Origin of the sequence: Arthrobacter sp. PsM3 (genome assembly GCF_030433895.1) — a bacterium.
In the GTDB taxonomy this organism is placed as follows: domain Bacteria; phylum Actinomycetota; class Actinomycetes; order Actinomycetales; family Micrococcaceae; genus Arthrobacter.
The window spans coordinates 1-21,325 of the sequence record NZ_JARUXE010000011.1; the positions used below are offsets into that span (position 1 = coordinate 1).

The window sequence follows — 21,325 nt, forward strand, 5'->3', positions numbered from 1 at the left end:
CGGCCCTGTAGACGCGGACCGATCCGTCCAGTTGGGTGGCCATTGATTTTCCGGAATTGAGCCATTCCGCAAAGATGAACGGCTTCATGGTGGAGCCGATCTGGAATCCCCCGGCGCCGTCGAGCGGCTGGCCGCTGGCGTCCTTCTCCGGCAGGGCGAAGTTGCCCGTGTAGTTTCCCGGCGCCGTGGCGGGGTTGTAGACGGTGTTCTGCGCCATGGTCAGAACCTTGCCGGTGCCGGGCTGGACGCTGACAAGCGAGGCGCCGCGCTGCAGGGGATCCGCGGCAGGCATGGAGGCGTTGACCTGCTCCTGGGCTACCTTTTGGAGCGCCGGGTCAAGTGTTGTGTGGATGGTGAGCCCGCCCAGATACAGGAGTTTCTTGCGGGCTGTTTCGTCGGCCCCGAAGGCCGGGTCGTTGAGGATCAGCCGCTGGACGTAGTCGCAGAAATACGGTGCCGTGACCGCGCCGAAACAGCCCTGGCTGCTCGGGTGGACGTTCAGTCCGATGGGCGCTTTCACGGCGGCGTCATGCTCGGCAGCGGTGATATGTCCTTGCTGGAGCATCTTGTCCAGGACTTCGTTCCTGCGGGCCACTACATGATCTGGTTCGGTGAGGGGATCGTAGTAGACCGGGCTGTTCACGACCCCGGCGAGGGCTGCGGCTTCAGGCAGAGTCAGGGCGCCGGCAGGGACGTTGAAGTATTCTTCGGCGGCCGCGTCGATGCCGTAGGCGCCGTTGCCGAAATAGACGATGTTCAGGTAGCCCTGGAGGATCTGGTCCTTGGAGTACTTCGTCTCCAGGGCAATCGCGAGCTTCATTTCCCGCAGCTTGTCGCCGATGGTTTTGGAGTAGCCGAGTTTGACCTGGTCGCCTTTGCCCTGGGCGACAAGGGATTCGATGATCATGTTGTTCACGTACTGCTGGGTGATGGTGGAGGCGCCCTGGCGTCCGCCCTGGGCCGTCGCCACGAGTGCCCTGAGGATCCCGGTGGCGTCGATTCCGCCGTGCTGGTAGAAGCGTGCGTCCTCGATGGAGACGATTCCGTCCCGGATGAACGGGGACATTTTGTCCAGTGCCACGGGTGCGCGGTTTTCCGCGTAAAAGGAAGCGATCACCGTCCCGTCGCTGGCCAGCACGGTGGAGGATTGGGGTGGTGCATTCACGTCAAGATCGTCAGGCAGCTGGTCAAACATGCCGATGGAATTACTGAGAGCCGTTCCCACCACCGCCGCCCCTGGGAGGAACAGTGCCGCCACCAGCACGCCGCAGAGCGCGCCGGCAATTACGAAGGAAAGTATCTTCCCCCATCGTGAGTCCTTACATAGCATCCGTGTGTTCCTTCGATGCGCGCCCGGACTCCGGCCGCGGGCCGGACGTCGGGGTTTGCCGGACGGCATCCGGGATGGCGACCGAGCGTCCGCGGCGGAACAACAGGACAAATCCGACTGCGCCGGCCAGGAAGATCAGCGCCGCCACCCAGGTGTTCACCCGAAGCCCCAGGATCAGGTTGGCGTAGTCCGAGCGCATCAATTCAAAGGCGAACCGCCCGGCCGTGTAGCCGGTGACATACAGAGCGAAAACGCTGCCGGCTCCGAGGCCGAAACGCCGGTCGAGGTAGAGGATCAGGAAGCCGACCGCCACGCACCAGAGGGACTCATAGAGGAACGTGGGCTGGAAATAGCCGAGCACGACCGGAGCCCCGGAGGAATCGGTGAGAGCAGACCCCGTGGCGTAGTCCATCTGGTGGATCTGAAGTTTCCACGGCAGCGTGGTCGGATCCCCATAGAGCTCGTTGTTAAACCAGTTTCCCCACCGGCCCAGAGCCTGGGCAAAGAGCACGCCCGGTGCCACCACATCCAGGAAAGCAACGAGAGACACGTTCGCCCTGCGGCAGCCGATCCATGCACCCAGAACCCCGAATGCTACGGCGCCCCAGATGCCCAGGCCGCCATCCCAGATGGCGAACGCATTCCAGGGATTCGCGCCGGGAACGAAGTACAACTCGGGATCGGTCACGACATGGTAAATCCGGCCGCCGACAATCCCCGCCGGGATCGCCCACAGGCAGATGTCCAGCACCTGCCCGGCGTGGCCGCCGCGCGCCGCCCAGCGGCGGTTTCCCAGCCAGAGAGCCACCGCGATGCCCGCCATGATGCAGAGGGCATAGAAGTGAATGGTCAGCGGGCCCACGTGGATGGCACTGACGGTGGGTGATGGAATGAAGGAATCACTGGCAGTCATAGCGGAGAGGAATCCTGTCTCGAAGGTTTCGGGGAGGGGGTGTCCGATTTCGGCCCCGGGGACAGACCGGACAGATCCCCGGGGGCCGGGACCCTCACCGGTTGGCAGCCTATTGGCAGGAACCTGCCGGCCAAGAAGCAACGCACTGCGGCTGCGGCGCCCAGGACGGCAAAAAGTGCCACGGCCATGCGGACGCCGCGTATGGAGGAGCCCGGCTTCGCCGCTCCGCCGCCATCACTGCCCTCATCTTCCTGGCAACGAGGCAACGAGGCAACGAGGCCGCACGACATCCCCTTGGGGGTAAGTCAGGCTACTTCGAGACGCCAGACCCTGTACCGGCACGTTGCACGGGCCGGGACCTGCGGGCCGATGGCGTGAAGTTACTGGCGCGGTAGGAACCAGGGTCGGATGCGGGTCAGACGCGGGTAACCCGCTGATTCTCTGCCCTTGCCTGGGGCGTGTCTCCCAATGAATATTTTCTGGGCCGAACGGCTGGAAGTGCGGGAACCGTGTCCGCAGACCGTCAGGCGGGTTGGCGTCGGAAATCGAGTTGATCCGTATAGCCAAAGGGGACTTTATCGCTGAGGCCGACTACGAAGTGCCCGTCCTCGAGCCTTGTTACCAGGATGCCGTGCGTCCGTTTCCGCTTGGCGCCCTCGATCATCCGGTCGACCGCCGCAGTGATGCAGCAGTCCATGGAGGTCCTGTTGCGGACCCTGATTTCGATGGGTTGGACGTCTTGCATGTTCAAGATTTTCCACTTCGTTGGGTCGGATGGGTGGACGGTGTACCCTACTGTGGATCCATCTAGGGGGTTCCCGTGACCCACACCGGAGTACCGTCCGGGCGGTAGATCACGAGGTTTCCGTCGTCTTGGATGATGAGCCGGCTTCCGGGGTTGTTTTCGGTTTCGCTGTCCCATACATATTCGTCGTCGGGGCCGTAGAGGACGAGGTTCCCGTCGGCCTGCATGATGCAAACTCCGGCAGCGCTGCCATCGGTCCCCGAATCCCACAGGGGCCCGTCGGGGCCGTAGAGGACGAGGTTCCCGTCTGCCTGGTACATCAACCCGTAAAGGCCGTTAGCGGACTTGAGTCCGTGTCTGGGCTTGAGCAAAGCTCCCGGATGCATCGCATCTGCCTGGACTGCGCTGCCGTCCGGCACAGATGTTCCCGTCGCCCATACCGGAGTACCGTCCGGGCGGTAGATCACGAGGTTGCCGTCGTCTTGAACGATGAGACGGCTTCCGGGGTTGTTCTCTGTCTTGCTGTCCCACACGCAGTCCTCGTCCGGGCCGTAGAGCACGAGGTTCCCGTCGGCCTGCATGATGCAAACCCCGGCAACGCTGCCATCGGTCCCGGAATCCCACAGGGGCCCGTCCGGGCCGTAGAGCACGAGGTTCCCGTCCGCCTGGTACATCAACCGGTAACGGCCGCTAGCTGCCCTGACCGTGTCGCCGGGGTGAAGTGCCGTTTCGGGCTGCAATGTCATGACTACTCCTTGATTTTTTGTCATCGATGAGTACTTTAGGAGTGCGACCTGGCCCTGGGTTCGGCAGCGATCCCGGTATCGTCCCTCGGGGCGGGCCACGGTGCACGTGCCCGGGCCCCGGGTCAGGATCAGGTGTTCCCGAAGTACGGCGACGTGGTCATCCGAATGGGCAACGAGGAGGCTGCGCAGGCGGCGCCTGACGGATGCGGTTTTCGGATCCGTCTCGGCCAGTACCGTTTGGATGATGTCCCGGGCCTGGCTTTCCAATGACAGCGCTGGCCCGCGTCCGGGTCCTCCGGCGCGAAGTGCCGTTCCGGTCCGGGTAATCCGGAGATTTTCAAAGCTCATTGGCTCGTCCTTTTTCTTCGCCAAATTCACTTTCGGAACGTGCACTTAGCGTTCTGGTCCGTGGCACCCCGGCCGTCGCGGGATCCTGCATGGCGACGGATCACCGTCGGGTGGCGGGCGCGTTGGCGTTCCCGGGGTGGCAGATTCCCAGGGGCACGGCTTCGCCGGATGTTTGGCCCCGGGGCGCAGGGGCGGCGGGAACGTGCACGATTCGGGCTTTGATCTTTTTTTGAACGTACCACGCGGCCGCGGCGGCGGTGAGGGCGGCCAGCAGCGCGATGGTTGCTGCGGGGCCGAAAGTTTTGGCGGCCGTGAGGTAGGCGTTTCCGGCGAAGTATCCGGCCAGGACCACCGCAGCCCCCCAGATGGCGCCGCCGGCGATGTTAAAGGTCAGGAACCGGCGGTAGGGCATGTGGGAGAGCCCGGCAAGGGCGGGCATGACAGCGCGGAAGAAGGCGGTGAACCGTCCCAGGAACACAGCGGATCCTCCCTTGCGGGCCAGCAGGTCCCGTGCGCGGTCCAGCTGGGACCGGCGTTTTTGGAGTAAGGAGATTTCCAGGATCCGGGAACCGAAATGGCGTCCGATCTGGTATCCGACGGTGTCCCCGGCGATAGCGGCGGCGACGACGAGGACCAGGACCAGCCAGAGCTGGAGATGGTTCTGACTGGCCAGGACCCCGCCGAGGACGGCTGCGGTTTCGCCGGGCAGGATGAAACCGATGAACAGGGCGTCTTCGGCGAAGACCAGCGCGCCGATGATCAGGTAGGCGGGAAGGGGCCCGGCGTTGCGGACAGCGTCGATGATCCAGGTCATGACGTGACCTTCTGCTGCCGGTCCGCCGGGCGCATCGATCCAGTACCGGCGGTCGGGCCCGGGCTAGTAGGGATCTGCATGATGGTGCCTCCTGCGGGTTCGTATCGGTACTACCAGCATGCGTGGTGGGGCCTGAGGGAATCCTGAGACGCGTTCCTGGACCGGTGCGTGGCCCCGGAGGGTGCCCGTTTAGTCGATTTTTTCGCCGGTGCCTTTGGCTTTCGTGGCGGTCGCGGTGGCCGGGGCGAGCCCGGGTGCGGCGGCTTCGACGCTGATTTTTACTTCGTTGGTTGAGGTGCGGTAGAGGCTGTATTTGTTTTCCGGGTAGTGCCCGGGTCCGGTGCCGTTGTCGAAATACACTGTGGCGGAGGTATCCGGTGCCAGGGTCAGCCCGTCGAGTTTCTGGTAGTAGGACTCCGTCTGTCCGGTGCCGGCATCCTTCATGGTGTAGTACACCTCCAGGCCGCCAAGCGGCGCGGCGGTGGAGTTGCTCAGGGTGAATTGAAGCCGGTCCGGAACTGCTGCGTTGGTCTGCGGGTCGGTGTTGTCTTCGGCCTTGGCCTTGCTGATGGTCAGTCCGGGGGCGGTCCCGGTAGCGGTGATGGGGTTTTTCGTGACGGGAAGTACGGTGGCCGCCGGGGCCGTTGAGGAGGTCCCGGGGGCGCCGGCGCCGGAGGTCCCCTGCCAGATCAGGATCGCGGCCAGGGCGGCGATGACGACCAGCGCCAGGGGGAGAATCTTCTTAAGGGTGAGCGTCTTCATGTTCTTAGGCCTTTCGGAGGAGTTTGTCCCTGGTGCCGGCCAGGAGCGCGGCGGCCGCTGCTGCGGCGAATCCGGCGAGGAGCCAGAGGGTGTGGTTGAAGGTCCCTGCCCACACAAATGCCGGGGACTGTTGGTTGTATTGGTCCTTGATGCCGAGCCAGGCGAACAGGGGACGTTCGTATTGTTTGGTCAGGGAGGCCTGTTCGATGAGGTCCCGGGATGTTTCGTAGCCGGTGAAGTTGGCCATGACGGCGTGTTCGTGGGCTTTGTCGATTTGCAGGCTGGCGAACAGTCCCCCGGGGATCTGGTTGTCCGGGTCCATGGTGTCGCCGATCTGCGGGATGACCAGGACCACGACGAGCCAGAGGACCAGGGCCAGGACCAGCCCGGTGGCCGGTGCCCGGGTGAGGGCGGCCAGGGCCAGCGCCGCGAGCGACCACAGGGTGAGATAGATAATGGTGTGCCCTGCGGCAATGATCAGCCGGATGAAGTCTGTTCCAGTCAGGGGTGCGTTGCCGGCAATCAGCAGGGCCGCGGTGATGACGGCGAACAGGGCTGCGGTGACGGCGGTCCAGATGATGAGGGCGGCCAGGATTTTTCCGGCAGCGAAGCTGTGCCGGGCCAGCGGTCGGGTGAAGAGCAGTTCCAGGGTCCCGTTGTTCTTTTCCTTGGCGATCAGCCCGTAACCGAGGATCACGGCGAAGAGGCTCCCGACGATTTCCAGGTACTCCATGCCCGCCCGGAGCATCTGCAGCGGGAAGAGATCCGGCGGGGGGGCATTGACGGCACCGCCGCTGGCTTTGAGGGCGGCAAGGTAGCTGGTGTAGTCGGCAGTTTTGGTCCGGAAGTCTGCGGCCGCGACCAGGACGGAGAGCACGACGACAACGGCCAGGAAGAGGATGAGCAGCCGCACGGAGCGGTTGCGGGAGAGGTCCCGGAGTTCCTTCCCGCAGAGCGTGATAAGGCTAGTCATGAAGTTCCTTTCGCATACTGGTCCGCCCGGTCAGGACGACCGCGCTGATACCGGCCGCGAGGAAGGCCAGGATCACCGTGATCCCGCCGGTCATGGTGCCGGTGGCCTGGGGGTCCTTCAGCAGGATTGCAGCGACGTGTTTGAATTGCTCCCCGAGGGACAAGGGGCCGGTGAGGGACCCGGTGAGTGCGAAGATCCCGGTCAGCGGGGCCGCTGGCGGTGTCACGGGGTTCAGCAGCGAGACGGGGTGCGCGGCGGTACCGAGCAGCGGCAACACAAAGATGATGACGCTCCAGATCACGATGGGGACCAGAAGGGCAGTGGTGTAGCTGGATGCGTGGAGCCCGCTCAGGGTACCCAGTGCTACGAAAAAGAGCAGGAAGAGCCACGCCACGCCAAAGAGTGCGAGGAGCCGGAGCAACTGATCGGGTGCGGGGATGCTTCCGGTGACCGCACTGATGCAGACAACACTGATCAGGGCCGAGGCCCCCAGCACGGCCAGGAGCCCCAGGCCGATGCCGGTCATTTTTGCGCCCAGATAGCCGGCCGGGGACAGGAGCCGGGTAAGGACCAGATCGATCGTTCGGGCACGCCGGTCCCGCATTGCAGACTGGACACCGATCACAATGGCCAGCAGGGCCCCGATCAGGAGGATGTAGATGACGGTATTGCGGGCGTAGTAGAGGGGCGGGACGTTCCCGAACGGATTAGCAGCGTTCGTCAGCCCCTGGCCGGCCGCTGAGTTGTAGACCTCGGTGACGGTTGCCTTCGCGGCCGAGCCGATGAACGCCGAGGCGGCGCTCATGCCGATAAAGATCATCAGGAGCAGCTGGGGCAGACGTTCACGGCCGGCGCTGCGCAGTTCATGCCCGACGGCGGCAGCCCAGGGACTCATGACGGGGTGCCTGCTTCGATGTGGAGGTAAATGTCTTCCAGCGACGCCTGGTCCGGGAATGCCCCCAGCGTGGCCGCGACGGAGTTCTGGTAGATCAGCCGCCCTGAGCTAAGGATCCCGATGCTGGTGCACGTCTTCGTCACCTCGGCCAGGAGGTGGGTATTCATGAACACCGTCATCCCCAGCGACTGGTTGAGACTGATGATGATCTCCCGTAGTTTGGCCACCCCCTGCGGGTCCAGCCCGGAGGTCGGTTCGTCCAGGAACAGCACCGCCGGTTCGTGCAGGATGGCCTGGGCGATCCCGGCCCGTTGACGCATCCCTTTACTGAACGAGGACATCTTCTCCTGGCCGTGGCCGGTGAAGTCCACGGCCTCCAGTGCCGCCGCGATCCGGGCGGCGGGATCCGGAACCCCTGAGAGCCGGGCGAAGAACGTCAAGTTCTCCGTCAGCGTGAGGTTGTCGTAGAAGTGGACATTTTCCGGCAGGTATCCGATCGACCGACGCACCCGGTCAGCGCCGGTGGTGACGTCGTGGCCCGCTATCCGTGCCGTGCCGGATGAGGCCGGAAGCAGCGTGGTCAGGATGTTCACGGTGGTGGTTTTTCCCGCCCCGTTGTGTCCGAGCAGGCCGAAGATCTCACCGCGGGGAACCTCGAGGCTCAGGGCCTCAAGGGCTTGTTTTGATCCGTAAGTCTTAGCCAGTGCGCTGGTTTCGATTGCCATGTCCGTCATGCTTAGCAACCTATTCTGCCGCCGGTAAGAGAAACCTGAGGATGCGCGGAGCTGCTGATGCCGGGCATCAGCGGCTCAGTCCCAGCGTGGGCGCCAGCCAGGCCATGGCCGGGGCCAGAGTCTGCCGCGGTACCTCCCAGGAGTGTCCCTGACCGGTCACCAGGGCGGTCTTGACGTCCATACCGGCCTTGGCCGCCGCGTCAGCGACCCGGGCCTGGTAGCCAGAGAACGTCCCGTCTTGCGCCCCGGCGGCAAGGTAAATCCTGCTGTGGGTGTAGTGCCGGGCCGCCAGCACCTTCAGGGGCACCGCCGCGTCAAAGGCGGCCGTGTTGCCGCCGAACGCCTGGCCGACGGTCGCGGTCCGGTCGGGACCCAGGGCCGGTTCCGCTTCGCCGCTGACGTCGATCGCTGATGGGTAGACATCCGCGTGCAGGGACGCCATCTGCAGGGCGCAGGTCCCGCCAAACGAGAAGCCGCCGATCGCCCACCGGGCGGGGTCCGGATCCACCCTCAGAGTGGCCTTGATCCAAGCCGGGACATCGGTAGAGAGGTACGTGTCGGCCTTAGCGATCCGGGAATCCATGCACATGGTGTTGCCCGTCGCCGAGCCGTTGACATCGGGGATGACCACGACGGGCGCGAGCCCGTCGTGTGTTGCGGCAAAAGCATCCATGGCCGTTGCTACCCCGCCGGCGGTGATCCAGTCGGCCGGGGAGCCGGGCTGGCCTGCGACCAGGACCAGGACAGGCAGCGCCGGCCGGGACGCGTCCTGGTAAGCCGGCGGGAGGTAAACATAGGCATTGCCGGCGGCGAAGCCGGACACCGCACCCGGGATCTGCACCGAGTTGATCGTCCCGGCCGAAGGGAGTCCCGCGGGTTTCACCCACGTCCCCGCCAACGGCCCCGCCTTCGGGCCGGGCGCTGGCTGGAGCGCGGTCTGGGGCCCCACTCGGGCGCCTTCCGGAAGCGTCTGGATGGCTGCGGTACTGGCCCCGGTCAGGTCCCCGAGAGTCCGGTAGGCGCCGAAGTAGGCATTCACCTGCAACGCGGCACCCAGAATCAGCACCGCCATGGCCACCGGTGCCAGGGCTCTGCGGCGCCAGCCGGTTCCGGCCAGGTTCAAACCCGCCAACAGCACAGCCAGGCACGCGATGCCGATCCACGCGGTAACGGGCCACGGCAGCTCCTGGGCTGATACGGCGGCCACGTGGACCAGAAACCAGCCTGTCCCCAATGCCAGCAGGGCCGCGGCGGCGACCGCCGCGGCTATCTTCATCCACCAACTCCGCCCGCGGCGGAGCAGGAGGAACGATGCCGCCGCCACTGCCGCGGCGCCGACGATGACCGGAACGCCCCCGGTGAGCAGATCCAATCCGGTCAGGGTGCTCATATCGTGGTCGCCCTTCGTTCTGCCGGGACACCCCGGACGCCGATGATGGCGCCGGTGTTGTTGCCGGACGCCGGAGGACCCGCGAAGCGGGGGGTGCTTCGCGGGTCCTGGTATGCCGGCGGCGCGGGCTGGGGTCCGTGCCGCCGGCTGGCTTCTTCCCTGGGCGGGCGCCGCGGGCAGTGTTACGGGGATCCGGGGGCGTCGCCGGGATCGGTGTGCTCACCGGTCTGGTCGACGTTCGGACCGGTGTCACCGGGGGCTTCCGGGGCGTCTGCCTTTTCGGTGCCCTCGACGGCACCCGGGGCATCCGCGGTGTCACCGGCTGTGGGGGTTTCGGCGGCGCCCGGCGCGTCTGCCACATCGCCCGGGGTGGGGGTGTCCGCGGTGACGGACTGGGTGGTCGTCGGTGACGGCGGTGCCGCATTTGCGGCCCCGAGACCCAGCCCTGCCATGCCGAGGACTCCTGCACTGACGATGACGATTTTTGTCCTGGTTTTCAGGTCTTTGACGTTCATGTCCGGATCCTTTCCTGGCGGACTGTGGGTCCGCCGGCGCCTCCCGGTGCGGGCGGCTATGGATCCAGTGTGGCCCGCGGCGGCTGAGAGGAGCCTTAGCCCGGTTGAGGTTCAGCTGAGACAGGATCCGGGGCTGTGTTTGTATTCGGCCCGGTGCCGGGCCCATCCTTGGAACATGGATGATGACCGGGTTCCGCCGCCCTCCCGCCCTGCTCGCTGGGGTGTGCGCAAACGCGCCACCGCGACAGCGGTGCTGGTCGTCGCGGCGGCACTGGCCGTGGGCGGACTGGTCCTGCTCGTGCTGCTCCAGACCTCCCTCGTCGCCTCAACGGAAACGACGGCGCGGCAACAAAGCTTCGATGTCATTGCACAGATCTCCGGCCAGGACGTCTCAGAGGCCGGCCAGTACATCGCCTCCACCGCCCACACCGGACAGTACGTCCAAATCCTGGCACCGGGAGGTTCCGTTTTCGCCTCATCGATACCCGCGGCGGCCGCGGCCCCGCTGACCTCGCTGCGGCCGGGTCCGGGGCAGACCCTGACCCAGGACGTTGCCGGGCTGCCCAGCCTGCATGACGATGATGACTTCCTGATCGTGGCCACCGGAATCGATGTCGGCGGCCGGCTTTACACGGTCGTCGTCGCCGCGACGGTCCAGGTCCAGGCAGATACCGTTTCCACGGTGGCCTGGTTCATTCTTGGGGCCACCCCGGCGCTGCTGGCGGTCGTCGGCGTTTCCGTCTGGGTGCTGGTCGGGCGGTCGCTGCGGCAGGTTGAACGGATCCGCGGACAGGTCGCCGGTATCAGCGCCCGCAGCCTGGACGGGCGCGTGGACGTCCCTCCCACCTCCGATGAAATCCAGTCACTGGCTGAGACGATGAACATGATGCTGGGGAGGTTACAGGCCTCGGACCAGGAACAACGCCGCTTCGTCTCGGACGCCAGCCACGAACTGCGCAGCCCGCTGGCGACGCTCAGCGCCGGGGTGGAGATCGCGGCCGCTGACCCTTCCGGGGCCACCTGGGAACAGATGAAGGACATCCTGGCCGGGGAAACAGCCCGGATGCGTTACCTGGTGGAGGATCTGCTGACCCTGGCCAAAACCAACGACGGCGGCCTCCGGCTCGAGACCACAGACGTGGACCTTGACGATGTCCTGAACGAGGAAGTCCGCCGGCTCCGTTCCACCAGTACCCGCCGTATCGAGGTCAGTCTTGAACCCGCCAGGGTCACCGGGGACCCGCGGCGGCTGGGTCAGGTCGTGCGCAATGTCCTGGACAACGCCGACAGGCACGCCGTGTCCCGGATCAGCATCCGGCTGCACAACACTAACGACGGCGCGCTCGTCACGATCGATAACGACGGCCCGCCGGTGCCGGTGGGGGACCGGGAACGGATTTTTGAACGGTTTGTCCGGCTTGATCAAAGCCGGTCCCGTGAAAGTGGCGGCAGCGGCCTGGGCCTGGCCATCGCCGCGGGAATCATGGCAGCACACCACGGCTGGATCCGCACAGGTGGCACCCCCGACGGCGGATGCCGGTTCGAGTTGGGCTTTACAAACACCGGCGCTGAACATCCCGGCGGCGACGCCGCTACGGGCAGCGATACCGGGGCTACTCCTCCGCCGCCCTCGCCCGGTAACAACGGCCCCGGTCAGGGCTCCGCTCCGGTGCACTCACCCATCTGAGCTGCGACCGGGCGTGTACCTCAGGGCAGCACCGACGCTGAGCCCGTCATCAGGTCACCGGGTGCCTCGAACAGGTCCGGCCCCTCCGCGGTTCGACCCTTCCGTTATGCCGTTGGCCGGTCGCCGGTCAGCATGTAGCCCATTCCCCGGACAGTGGTGAGGGTCTGCAGCCCGAAGGGGGCGTCGATTTTTCGGCGCAGGTAGCCGATGTAGACCTCTACGACGTTGTCGCCGCCCTCGAACGCGGGGTCCCAGACGTTGTCCAGGATCTGGGACTTTGACACGACCTGGTCGTGGCTGCGCATCAGGTAGTGCAGCAGACCGTACTCCCGGGCGGTGAGCTCGATAACGGTGCCGCTGCGGCGGACGCTGCGGCTGCCGGGATCCAGGGTGAGGGTCCCGAGAGCCAGCGTGACGGGCCGTTCCGGGGCGCCGCGCCGGACCAGGGCACGGATCCTGGCGACGAGGACGATGAAGCTGAAAGGTTTGGTCAGGTAGTCATCGGCTCCGAGGTCGAACGCATCCGTCTGATCGTATTCCCCGTCTTTGGCCGTGAGCATCAGCACCGGGGTCCAGATCAGGCGTTCACGCAGTTCCTTCAGGACGTCGTACCCGTTTTTGAGCGGGAGCATCAGATCCAGCAGGATCACGTCGTACGGGTTCTCGGTCGCGGCCCACAGGCCGCTGACCCCGTCGTGGGTGACGTCCACCACGAAGCCCTCGTTGGTCAGGCCACGACGGACGGTCTCGGCCAGTGTCGTTTCGTCCTCGACCAGCAAAATCCGCATGATGGTCCCCTTTCGTTGATACCCGCAGTATCCCCGACCCAGGTTGAGGGGCGCCTGAGAAACCGCGGTGCGCCTCTCAGCTTTCTCTCAGAGCCGGTGCCCCATGCTGATGGCACAACGCCTGTGAGGGCCCGCCAACCGTCAGGACTGCATTGTGGAATCCCCCGCCGAACACCGAAACACGATTTTCCCCGGGTTACGGTCCTGGTGGTGGCTCACGGTCGCACTCTCCATCTTCGCGGCCACGGCCGCGGCAGGGATGACGGCGAAGTCCTTCGGGCCCCTGGCCCCGGAGCTGGCCCTGGACATCTTCCTAAGTCATGGGAGGAACAAGGTGTTGATTGCGGTGAGTGAGGCCATTCATTACGGTCTGGGACCGGCCGGTGCCCTGGTGTTGGTTTTGATGATTTGCGGGTACCTGCTCTGGTTCCGCCGACGCCCTGTGCAGGCGCTGGCGTTCGGCTCCGTCGTGGCTGTCGGATGGCTGGCATCAACGGCCGTCAAGATTCTGGTCAGCCGTTCCCGGCCGCCGGCCGATGTGACCGGAGCCCTCATCGCCGAGACGGGCAACAACAGCTTCCCCTCCGGGCATACCGCGTTCGCTGTCGCACTGGCCCTGGCCGCTACGCTGGTCCTTGCCCACGGCACGGGGCAGCGTCTGGCGGTCCTGGCCGCAGGATCCCTGTTCGTGGCCGTCGTGGCTTTCTCCCGAATGTATCTCGGCGTGCACTACCTCAGCGACGTGATCGGGTCCGTGCTCATCAGCAGCGCAGCGATCCTCGCCTGGCTGCCGGTATGGAATAACCTCATTACACCCCGAATCTTCACCCTGCCCCTGATCCGCAGGTTCGAAGCCAGGCCATTGCACCAGCGGTGAGCAACTGACCGGCAACCCCGCAGCAACGTCCCCGGACACCCCGCCGCCTTCCGCGCATGCTGAAAGGAATCCCCATGCCAGTGTCACTGCTGGGTCCCGGGCAGCCGGGCTCCCCACGAGCCCTGGTATCGCTGATCGGAAGACTGCGCCGCGGCCCGGTCACGGTCGGCTTCATCCTCGCTTTTTGGTCCGCCGGCACACTGTCCTCCAGCCTTGTCACCGGCCCGCCCGGGTCGCTGCGGCCGAACGTGGCAGCGACAGCGCACTCCCTGCCCGGCCACTGGTGGGCGCTTCTGAGTTCCGGGCTGTGGGCGCAGAACCTGACCGGGTACCTGCTGGGAAGCGCCGTCGTTCTGGGCGTCGGGCTTGCCCTGGAACCCCGGATGGGGAGCATGAGGTTCGCCGCGGCGGCTCTTGGCTCCCAGATCCTCGGAATTAGTGCCGCTCTCGGGTTCCTCACCGTCGCACGTCAGACGATGGGGACCTGGACCCAGGAAATGAGCGGGCACCTCTTCCTTGGCCCCAGTGCACTCATGACCGGGGCCCTCGTGGCGGGGACGGCGATGATGCCGACCCTGTGGCGGCGCCGGATCCGCCTGGTCGTCTTCGCCCTGCTGATACTCCTGGCCCTTTACAGCGGCGGATTCGCGGACCTGGTCCGGCTCGGCGCCGCCGTAGCCGGCGCCCTTCTGGGACCGGTCCTGCACGGCAGGGCCCCCCGCTTCGGGCGCCCCGTCAGCTCCCGGCATGAAGGACGGGTTCTCATCGCGCTCCTGGTGGCCGTATCGGCGATCGGACCTGTCATCGCGGGCCTGACACCGCACGCCGCCGGGCCCTTATCGGTCCTGCGGTTTTTGTTTACCAATATCCAGCCCGTGGACCCGCAGACACTCCAGAGCCTCTGCGCGGACCCGGGACAGGCCAAGGAATGCGCCGGCGCGCAACTGCAGCTTCGCGCCGGGGCCGGCGGGATTTTCATGGCTATTCTTCCGTCGTTTTTGTTGTTGCTGCTCTCCGACGGTCTGCGCCGGGGACGCCGCTTCGCCTGGGCCGGCGCCGTGCTGATTCAGCTGGCCTTATCCGTTCTGGCGGGGATCACCATCGCCGGTGTACTGTACCCGGCGGCACCGGACACGGCTGTCGGAGAGGGGATCGGCGCCATCGAGGTCCCCGGGTACACGCATCCGCTGGCCCTGATTCTGCCGCTGCTGCTGCCGGTCGCGTTGAGCATCGTGTTACTGCTGAGCCGCCGACTGTTCCCGGTCACGGCCCCGGCGGGGACCTACCGCCGGCTCGCGGTCAGTGTCGGGAAAACAGCAGCTGTCCTCGCCTCGGTCTACCTGCTCGCCGGCATCCTTCTGGCCCCCGGCTTCACACCGGTACCGGCACCGCTTGAGCTGTTGGCAGATATTCCCGACAGGTTCCTGCCGCTGGGTTACATGCTGGATCTGTCCCCGGCGTTCTTCCCCCAAAGCACCCCTGCGGTACTCCTCTACGAGGGCACCGGTGTGACTTTCTGGACCGTCACCGCCGTGCTGGTCCTCAAAACGTTCCTGCGCCCGGCCCCGATCCAACACACTGCCGGTACCAGCCGCGCCCGGGAAATACTGAAAACCCGGCAGGGCAGCACCCTGTCCTGGATGACGACCTGGCCCGGGAACACCTACTGGTTCTCCTCCACCGGTGAGAGCTTCATCGCCTACCGTGTCATCGCCGGGGTGGCCCTGACGCTCGGCGTCCCGGTCGGCCCCGGGTCCCAGACCAAGGCCGCCGTCGCGGAGTTCACCCTTTTCTGCTCCGGGCAAGGCTGGACCCCGTGCTTCTACTCCGTCCCCGCTGACCTGCGCGACCACGCCGCGTCCCTCGGATGGGGGTCCGTGCAGGTAGCCCAGGAAACGATCCTGGAACTGGATGCGGTGTCCTTCAAAGGAAAAAAATTCCAGGACATCCGCACCGCCATGAACAACGCGGCCAAAGCCGGGATTCGCGCCGAATGGACCACCTACGGGACCGCACCATTTACCCTGCTGGCTCAGATCCAGGAAATCTCTGAAGAATGGGTAGCCGATAAAAAGATGCCCGAAATGGGATTCACCCTCGGCGGCCTGGACGAACTCAACGACCCCGACGTCCGTCTGCTGCTCGCTATCGACGACTCTCACAGAGTCCACGCCGTCGCCTCCTGGCTGCCCGTCTACAACAACGGCACCATCGAAGGCTGGACCCTGGACTTCATGCGGCGCCGCAGCACCGGATTCCGGGCCGGCATCGAATTCCTCATCGCCTCCGCCGCGCTCAGCCTCAAAGCCGAAGGATACGGATTCATCAGCCTCTCCGGAGCACCACTCGCCCGACTCACGAGCACCATGGCACCGGCAGTCGCCGGACCGGAAGTTACCGGCAGCCTGGACCGGCTCCTCGACCGGCTCGGCGCGACTCTGGAACCTGTCTACGGGTTCAGGTCCCTGCTGGCATTCAAAGCAAAATTCCAGCCCCGCTACGAACCCCTGTACATGCTCTACCCCGACGCCGCGGCGCTGCCAGCCATCGGCAACGCCATCACCCGGGCCTACCTCCCCACCATCAACCTCGGCGAAAGCCTGACACTGGCCCGCCGTATCCTCCGCCGCTCCAAACCCCCTCGGGCTTTCCCCGGGGGCACCCCGCAGCGCCCGGGCCATCATCCACCCGCCCCAAAACACCGGTGAGGAACAAAGGAGGAGACCTCAAAGCCCCTGACGACCGGCCGCTTCAGAACACAGCCGGCGCAAATGGAGCCGCCCCCCGAAGAGAGGACTGGGCCCGACGGCGGGACCGTTCTGCCCCCGTGGGCCCACCTTTCTAGGCGCCGGACCGGTAGACGTCCGTCCCGAAGGTGTTGACCCCGGGTTCGCCGGCGCCCGCGAGGCGGGGCAGCGCGAAGATATCTTCCATGCTCGCCAGCAGGCTGTAGTGGTTGTAGGGGCGGTCCGAGCTGCTGCCCGGGGCGGTGAACGGGGAGAGCGCCAGGGCGCCGACCTTTCCTCCGGCCGTGCCTCCGGTGACGCCCGTCGAGGGGCCGACGGCACCGCCGTCGGCCTCGTCAAAGGTGATCACGAGCATGCCGTCCTGTTGGTAGGCGGGGGAGGCCAGGATTGCCGGCACCTGGCTTTTGAGCCATTCATCCGCCGTGCCGAGGCCGCCGGCGGTGCCGTCCACGCAGGGACTGTCGTGCCCGTCGTGGCACAGGTTGGGGATGATGTAGGAGAGGTTGGCCGTGGTGGTGACCGACTGCAGGTCCTTTCCGAGGTTGGAATAGTTGACCACGTTCATCGCGCAATCCGGGCTGGAGGTGAGGGAGCGGAAGTAGACGAACGGATTGTGGCGGGTGCCGTACTGGTCGCGGGGGGAGGCGGCCACATGCCCGTCGACGGCGCCCAGCTCCGGGTGTTGGCAGGGTGAGGACATGTCTTCCATGTAGCCGCGCCAGGTTTTGGACTTGGCGCTCAGTTGCCCGGCGATGGTGGGGACCTCGGCGGGAAAGACGCACCCGTTTCCCATTAGCCGTCCCTGCGAATCCAGTCCCGTGCCGGTGAACGGGGTGTAGACGGGGCAATCCTGTTTAGTGCTCATGTTCGGCGGCTGCCCGGAGATCTGGGCCAGATAATTGGGCAGCGAGTTGTGCGAGATGCCGTAATAATTGGTCAGCAGCACCCCCTGGGAGCGCAGTGTTCCGGAGAGATAGTGCGCCGGGGATCCGCTTCCCCAGACCCGGTCGTAACCCTTGTTCTCCAGGTTGATCACGAACACATGCCCGGGAGTTCCAGCCCGCGGCCCCAGCGCCGGGCCGCCCTGCGACTGACAGGCCGTAACAGATACGAGAATGAAGACCATTGCCATGACGCAGGCGGTTGGGACCCGCCCCAAAAGTCGAGGCTTCCAAGCCGAACAAGTTTGGGCTGCCACGCTGCACTCCTGTCCTCAAAATTCCCTCGCCGGGTCATCCCTGAAGCGACATCGCAGAAAAGTCACGACCGATGCGACTGAGCCTGCCAGAACTTAGCTTGCGAAACGCCCCCAATTTCCTGCGGGTAATCTGTAAATTCAGGCGCACTACCGCTCGGCGCTGGATCCCTGAAACGGCTCAGCTCTCAAGGTCCGGGCCCCGCTGTCAGGATCTTTCGTGCTGCCGCTCGGGATCAGCGGTCTTTTGCCTTCGGCTCTTGAGCAATTCCACTCCGATGGGGACGAAGGAGACCACGACAATCACAACGAATATCAGATCAATGTTGGAACCGATCCATTCGTAACGTCCCAGCCAGAACCCGAGCAACGTCACCCCGACACCCCACAGGAAGGCTCCGATGGCATTGAAGGCGAGGAAAGAACGGTAACCCATCCGGGCGACGCCGGCTGTGACCGGAAGGAACGTACGCACCACAGGAACAAAGCGGGCCAGAACAACGGACCGGCGCCCGTACTTCTCGAAAAAGTGGTGTGCCTGGTCCACGTACCTGCGCTGAAAGAACCGGGAATCCTCTTTCCGAAAAACTGCCGGGCCCGCTTTGCGTCCGATAAGGTAGCCGGTTTGGTCGCCGGCAAAAGCTGCCACGAACGCGGCGGCAGCCAGGAAGAGAATATTCACCTGGATGGTGCCGGTAGCTGCCAGCAGCCCTGCCGTGAACAAAAGAGAATCGCCCGGCAGGAAGAACCCGACCAGAAGCCCGGTTTCGACGAACAAGAACACACACACCACCCCGACGATCCAGGGAGCAAGGGCGGGGTCCCGGAGAAACTCATTCGGATCAAGCCACGGAGGCAGCAGCCCCGTAGCAGGTCGGGACATGAGGCTGGCGGGCAGTGCCAAAGAAACCATGGCCCCGATCGTAGGACACCGATGCTGAGCGGTTGCTGAGAACAACCAACGTCCCCGGTCGGGGAAAGACCAGGCCCCGGCTCTTGGATGAGCACACACTCGCGCGGCGGCGGCAGAGCCTCGGAGCTTCCCGGTCCGAGCCATGCACGCCGCTGCGGACGCGACACCCTCAAGTCCGGTCACGTCCAGGCGCGACAGTCGGTGAGCGTCCTGCTCAAGCTTTAAAAGGCTCTTTTGTTTGCCCGTCCTGCAGGGTTTCTCCTGACGCGCACGGGCCGACCGTGGCGGCGAACTCTCCGCACCTGCGGATTACCGCCTTGGCCTCGGCGGTGAGCCGTTCGGCAAGTTTGGCCTCGAATACCGCGTGGTTGGACGCGTTCTCCGGCGTGGTGGCCATGACGACGATGTCACCGCCGGCGGCTGCGTGGCCTGCAGCGGCGTCCACGGCCGCACGGTGCAACACAGGTCTTCGGGATGGCCCAGACGCCCTCGGAAACAGGCCGCCCGCCGGGACACCGGCTTCCAAGCGGACTTTACAAAGGTCCATCGTTTTTGGGCGCGCCTTACAGGAAACGGGGTTATGCTGTCGCAGGCCGCACAATACATGTCCGGCCGATCACCCAATAACGTCCGTCCCCGGGCCGTCATCATGGTCGGACGGCTACGGCTTGAGCCAGAAGAGTGAGGGAAAGATGCCCGCCATCGTCAGTGTGCCCAGCGGACTTCTGTCCACGGCACCACAAACCCCCTTTGTTCTGCATGTAGTCGTGGAAGATCCGCAGTGCATTCAGGATAACTTGGCCCGGGCTGTTGAGCAGGTCCGGGGTGCCGTCACGCCGGGAGACAGGAGAGGGATCCTGCTGACGCGCCGCGGCCGGTCACTGTTTACGGTGGAGGCCAGCCCCGACGTACCCTACGGAACCACACTCGAGAGGGACCGCTGGCACCGCCGGGACGTTCCGGGCTCAGATCAGGCAGCCCCGGCACCGCAGTGATGCCCGACCAGATGCAGGATCCGGGGACCCTCGGGCGAACGGACCCGGTAACGCTGCGGGAGGTCGTCCTGGACCGGGAGGCCTTGGCGGCCCGCCTCGCTGACTGCCCGGACCTGGAGCGGGTGTGGATTCTGTCGCTTCTCGGCCAGTCAGAGGAAGCCATCCACGCCGGACAGGCCCTGGTGGAAGGGCCCGGGGACCGTCTCCAGCCCTTGCTGGTGCTAGCCCGGGCACACCAGCGCCGGTATTCATGGCATGAGGCAGCCCGGCTGCAGGAAGAAGCACTGCAACTGGCCGGTACCCGCACCCGCGAGGCGATGGTCCGCTACCAGATCGGCACGCGCCTGTTTGATGAAGCCCGTTACCGCGAGGCGGCGGCCGAATTCGAATGGGCGCGTGACTTATATCGGACCTCGCGCAAGCCCGGGCAGATGGTTCACACATGTCAGTACGCTTTGGACAGAGCCCGCGAGCTGCTGGCCAGGCCATGAGGGCCGCGGAAGGAGTAGCAGCCCCCGCCCACACCGGTCCGGCAGACCCAGGGATAACCGCCGCTGGACACTGACCAGTTTCATTCTGCTGATTGCCATCCTGCGCTGACCCGGCAGCTGCATACGGTCCCGGCACGTCCCCAACCTGCAGCAGCGCCGTCACCGTGTCCCCACCATCAACCTCGGCGAAACCCTGACACTGGCCCGCCGCGTCCTCCGCCGCCCCAAACACCCCAAAACCCCCGGCCACACCACCCTCAGCGCCCGGGCCATCATCCACCCGCTCGGTAACACCGATGAGGAACCAAGGATGAGACCTCAAAGCTCCTGAACACCGGCCGCTTCAGAACACAGCCGGCGCAAATGGAGCCGCGCCGGAAGTGAGGACTGGGCCCGACGGCAGGACCGTTCCTGTAAACCCTCCGGGCACGGGCCGCCCACGCCGCCACGCCCCGCGGTGGTCATGATCCCAGGGTCCCGGCCGGCCCGTCTTTCGCCGGGACTCCGGCCACCACCAGCAAGCCCCACCGGACGGACTTCCACAGGGGTTTCTCATCCGGGCCGGGAGAGGCTGGCGGTATGAACAGCATCCGGCACAGCCTCATGGCGGCCCTGATCGTGGGCCTCGTTTCAGTGCTCGGAATCGGGGCCGCCTCCGGTGCCGAGCACCCCTCCCATGCGGTGGCGGCGGGAGCCCTGCAGACGACCATGGCCCCCGCCGCACTTGAAGTTCCGGCTGGTGCGAGGCCCGGACCCCGGGTTCACGCCAGTCCCTCCGGTCCAGCCGTGCCGGAAGGATTCCCGCAGGAACTCCACCGGGAGGAACGACTCGTGGAGGACGAACACGAGCACACCCAGGCGGCACCTCATACCCTTGCCCGGTTCGGCTCCGGCAGTGCCTAATCCCGCCGGGCGCTCTCAGCCTTCTCTTACCGGCCGCTGCGTAGCATCACAGCCATGAGCTCGACCGCTGGATTCCCCCGCATAGCTGACCGCACCGAACACAAAAATGCGCCAGGGAGGTCCTGGAATGCACCCGCTGCCGGAGACCACCCACCCGGCGCGCGGGACCGGATAGTGATCAGCCTGCACCGTCGGGCCCGGGACCTCATCGAAGAAGTGCTCAGCGGCACCAACTCCGGACAGGCCGGTACCTGGACTGTCCGGAGTTTCAACGGCGCCCGCATTCCGGTGCGCCGGAACGGGCCCACCTGGAAGACCTTGATGCCCGGCTCAACGGGCACTCACGAACAGCCTCAGCCCTCGGGACGCCAACCTCACGACCGACCCTCAGTAGCTGCGGGTCCAGCCGGGAACGGCCCGCATGATCCACGCCGCAGGAATGCAACCGATCCGCGCCGGGGACGACGCTGTTCGGAAGATCAAGGAACACCTCGCGGTCATCGCCGGCCCCCAATGAAACAACGCTTCGTCGAATGGCTCGGCCTCGACCTCCTCGAGTACGAG

At 65.6% G+C, this 21,325-nt stretch carries 20 protein-coding genes; 5 read left to right on the top strand and 15 right to left on the bottom strand.

Annotation, left to right across the window (positions count from 1 at the left end; genetic code table 11):
• From QCD75_RS07580 to QCD75_RS07630, 11 genes are all read right to left on the bottom strand, one after another.
• On the bottom strand, window positions 1-1,330 hold a 1,330-nt coding region (locus tag QCD75_RS07580), incomplete at its 3' end, for a transglycosylase domain-containing protein (RefSeq protein WP_301227239.1).
• Window positions 1,320-2,243 carry a prolipoprotein diacylglyceryl transferase gene (lgt, locus tag QCD75_RS07585; RefSeq protein ID WP_301227241.1) on the bottom strand — a complete coding sequence of 308 codons (924 nt, stop codon included), beginning with the start codon at window positions 2,241-2,243 and terminating at the stop codon, window positions 1,320-1,322. The genes lgt and QCD75_RS07580, both read right to left, overlap by 11 nt.
• Before the next feature lie 523 nt (window positions 2,244-2,766).
• On the bottom strand, window positions 2,767-2,988 hold the full coding sequence (locus tag QCD75_RS07590; RefSeq protein ID WP_301227243.1) for a hypothetical protein: 222 nt from the start codon (window positions 2,986-2,988) through the stop codon (window positions 2,767-2,769).
• A gap of 62 nt (window positions 2,989-3,050) precedes the next feature.
• Window positions 3,051-3,734: a curculin domain-containing protein gene (locus QCD75_RS07595; RefSeq protein ID WP_301227245.1), complete on the bottom strand. Its 684-nt coding sequence runs from the start codon at window positions 3,732-3,734 to the stop codon at window positions 3,051-3,053.
• Between the two features lie 448 nt (window positions 3,735-4,182).
• Complete coding sequence (locus QCD75_RS07600; protein WP_301227247.1) at window positions 4,183-4,896, bottom strand: DedA family protein; 714 nt, start codon at window positions 4,894-4,896, stop codon at window positions 4,183-4,185.
• Window positions 4,897-5,085: 189 nt separating this feature from the next.
• Window positions 5,086-5,658 carry a hypothetical protein gene (locus QCD75_RS07605; protein WP_301227249.1) on the bottom strand — a complete coding sequence of 191 codons (573 nt, stop codon included), beginning with the start codon at window positions 5,656-5,658 and terminating at the stop codon, window positions 5,086-5,088.
• 4 nt (window positions 5,659-5,662) lie between these two features.
• Window positions 5,663-6,631, bottom strand: a complete 969-nt coding sequence (locus QCD75_RS07610) for an ABC transporter permease (protein ID WP_301227251.1) — start codon at window positions 6,629-6,631, stop codon at window positions 5,663-5,665.
• Window positions 6,624-7,526: an ABC transporter permease gene (locus QCD75_RS07615; protein WP_301227253.1), complete on the bottom strand. Its 903-nt coding sequence runs from the start codon at window positions 7,524-7,526 to the stop codon at window positions 6,624-6,626. Before QCD75_RS07615 ends, QCD75_RS07610 begins: the two co-directional genes overlap by 8 nt.
• Window positions 7,523-8,251 carry an ABC transporter ATP-binding protein gene (locus tag QCD75_RS07620; protein ID WP_301227255.1) on the bottom strand — a complete coding sequence of 243 codons (729 nt, stop codon included), beginning with the start codon at window positions 8,249-8,251 and terminating at the stop codon, window positions 7,523-7,525. Before QCD75_RS07620 ends, QCD75_RS07615 begins: the two co-directional genes overlap by 4 nt.
• 76 nt (window positions 8,252-8,327) lie before the next feature.
• Window positions 8,328-9,650 carry an alpha/beta hydrolase gene (locus tag QCD75_RS07625; protein WP_301227257.1) on the bottom strand — a complete coding sequence of 441 codons (1,323 nt, stop codon included), beginning with the start codon at window positions 9,648-9,650 and terminating at the stop codon, window positions 8,328-8,330.
• Between the two features lie 182 nt (window positions 9,651-9,832).
• Window positions 9,833-10,165, bottom strand: a complete 333-nt coding sequence (locus QCD75_RS07630) for a hypothetical protein (protein ID WP_301227259.1) — start codon at window positions 10,163-10,165, stop codon at window positions 9,833-9,835.
• A 175-nt stretch (window positions 10,166-10,340) separates the two neighbouring features.
• On the opposite strand from QCD75_RS07630, the gene QCD75_RS07635 reads away from it, so the two are divergent.
• The gene (locus QCD75_RS07635; protein WP_301227261.1) at window positions 10,341-11,852 is read left to right on the top strand and encodes a HAMP domain-containing sensor histidine kinase; all 1,512 of its coding nucleotides are present in this window, start codon (window positions 10,341-10,343) and stop codon (window positions 11,850-11,852) included.
• A gap of 104 nt (window positions 11,853-11,956) precedes the next feature.
• Here the strand turns inward: QCD75_RS07635 and QCD75_RS07640 are convergent, their stop codons facing one another.
• Window positions 11,957-12,640 (bottom strand): response regulator transcription factor, encoded by a 684-nt coding sequence (locus tag QCD75_RS07640; RefSeq protein WP_301227263.1) that lies wholly within the window; start codon window positions 12,638-12,640, stop codon window positions 11,957-11,959.
• A 154-nt stretch (window positions 12,641-12,794) separates the two neighbouring features.
• Here QCD75_RS07640 and QCD75_RS07645 point away from each other — a divergent pair, with 154 nt between their 5' ends.
• Together QCD75_RS07645 and QCD75_RS07650 are read left to right on the top strand one after the other, a co-directional pair.
• Window positions 12,795-13,517, top strand: a complete 723-nt coding sequence (locus QCD75_RS07645) for a phosphatase PAP2 family protein (RefSeq protein WP_301227265.1) — start codon at window positions 12,795-12,797, stop codon at window positions 13,515-13,517.
• Window positions 13,518-13,591: 74 nt separating this feature from the next.
• On the top strand, window positions 13,592-16,225 hold the full coding sequence (locus QCD75_RS07650) for a bifunctional lysylphosphatidylglycerol flippase/synthetase MprF (RefSeq protein ID WP_301227267.1): 2,634 nt from the start codon (window positions 13,592-13,594) through the stop codon (window positions 16,223-16,225).
• Between the two features lie 133 nt (window positions 16,226-16,358).
• On the opposite strand, the gene QCD75_RS07655 is transcribed toward QCD75_RS07650, so the two are convergent.
• The 3 genes from QCD75_RS07655 to QCD75_RS07665 all read right to left on the bottom strand — a co-directional run bounded on the left by QCD75_RS07655 (window position 16,359) and on the right by QCD75_RS07665 (window position 18,817).
• The gene (locus tag QCD75_RS07655) at window positions 16,359-17,306 is read right to left on the bottom strand and encodes an alkaline phosphatase family protein (RefSeq protein ID WP_301227269.1); all 948 of its coding nucleotides are present in this window, start codon (window positions 17,304-17,306) and stop codon (window positions 16,359-16,361) included.
• 361 nt (window positions 17,307-17,667) lie between these two features.
• A complete protein-coding gene (locus QCD75_RS07660; protein WP_367400637.1) occupies window positions 17,668-18,417 on the bottom strand; it encodes a DedA family protein in 750 nt (249 codons plus the stop codon).
• A gap of 169 nt (window positions 18,418-18,586) precedes the next feature.
• A complete protein-coding gene (locus QCD75_RS07665; RefSeq protein ID WP_301227271.1) occupies window positions 18,587-18,817 on the bottom strand; it encodes a hypothetical protein in 231 nt (76 codons plus the stop codon).
• Window positions 18,818-19,366: 549 nt separating this feature from the next.
• On the opposite strand from QCD75_RS07665, the gene QCD75_RS07670 reads away from it, so the two are divergent.
• Window positions 19,367-19,858: a hypothetical protein gene (locus QCD75_RS07670; protein ID WP_301227456.1), complete on the top strand. Its 492-nt coding sequence runs from the start codon at window positions 19,367-19,369 to the stop codon at window positions 19,856-19,858.
• Between the two features lie 579 nt (window positions 19,859-20,437).
• Window positions 20,438-20,761, top strand: a complete 324-nt coding sequence (locus QCD75_RS07675) for a hypothetical protein (RefSeq protein WP_301227273.1) — start codon at window positions 20,438-20,440, stop codon at window positions 20,759-20,761.
• Window positions 20,762-21,325: the final 564 nt, after the last annotated feature.

Excerpts from the sequence above, each read along its gene's own strand:
- QCD75_RS07630 (WP_301227259.1), bottom strand. The coding sequence starts at position 10,165 with ATGAACGTCAAAGACCTGAAAACCAGGACAAAAATCGTCATCGTCAGT.
- QCD75_RS07600 (WP_301227247.1), bottom strand. The coding sequence starts at position 4,896 with ATGACCTGGATCATCGACGCTGTCCGCAACGCCGGGCCCCTTCCCGCC.
- QCD75_RS07675 (WP_301227273.1), top strand. The coding sequence starts at position 20,438 with ATGAACAGCATCCGGCACAGCCTCATGGCGGCCCTGATCGTGGGCCTC.
- QCD75_RS07620 (WP_301227255.1), bottom strand. The coding sequence starts at position 8,251 with ATGGCAATCGAAACCAGCGCACTGGCTAAGACTTACGGATCAAAACAA.
- QCD75_RS07615 (WP_301227253.1), bottom strand. The coding sequence starts at position 7,526 with ATGAGTCCCTGGGCTGCCGCCGTCGGGCATGAACTGCGCAGCGCCGGC.
- QCD75_RS07610 (WP_301227251.1), bottom strand. The coding sequence starts at position 6,631 with ATGACTAGCCTTATCACGCTCTGCGGGAAGGAACTCCGGGACCTCTCC.
- lgt (WP_301227241.1), bottom strand. The coding sequence starts at position 2,243 with ATGACTGCCAGTGATTCCTTCATTCCATCACCCACCGTCAGTGCCATC.
- QCD75_RS07625 (WP_301227257.1), bottom strand. The coding sequence starts at position 9,650 with ATGAGCACCCTGACCGGATTGGATCTGCTCACCGGGGGCGTTCCGGTC.
- QCD75_RS07640 (WP_301227263.1), bottom strand. The coding sequence starts at position 12,640 with ATGCGGATTTTGCTGGTCGAGGACGAAACGACACTGGCCGAGACCGTC.
- QCD75_RS07635 (WP_301227261.1), top strand. The coding sequence starts at position 10,341 with ATGGATGATGACCGGGTTCCGCCGCCCTCCCGCCCTGCTCGCTGGGGT.
- QCD75_RS07590 (WP_301227243.1), bottom strand. The coding sequence starts at position 2,988 with ATGCAAGACGTCCAACCCATCGAAATCAGGGTCCGCAACAGGACCTCC.
- QCD75_RS07650 (WP_301227267.1), top strand. The coding sequence starts at position 13,592 with ATGCCAGTGTCACTGCTGGGTCCCGGGCAGCCGGGCTCCCCACGAGCC.
- QCD75_RS07605 (WP_301227249.1), bottom strand. The coding sequence starts at position 5,658 with ATGAAGACGCTCACCCTTAAGAAGATTCTCCCCCTGGCGCTGGTCGTC.
- QCD75_RS07595 (WP_301227245.1), bottom strand. The coding sequence starts at position 3,734 with ATGACATTGCAGCCCGAAACGGCACTTCACCCCGGCGACACGGTCAGG.
- QCD75_RS07670 (WP_301227456.1), top strand. The coding sequence starts at position 19,367 with ATGCCCGACCAGATGCAGGATCCGGGGACCCTCGGGCGAACGGACCCG.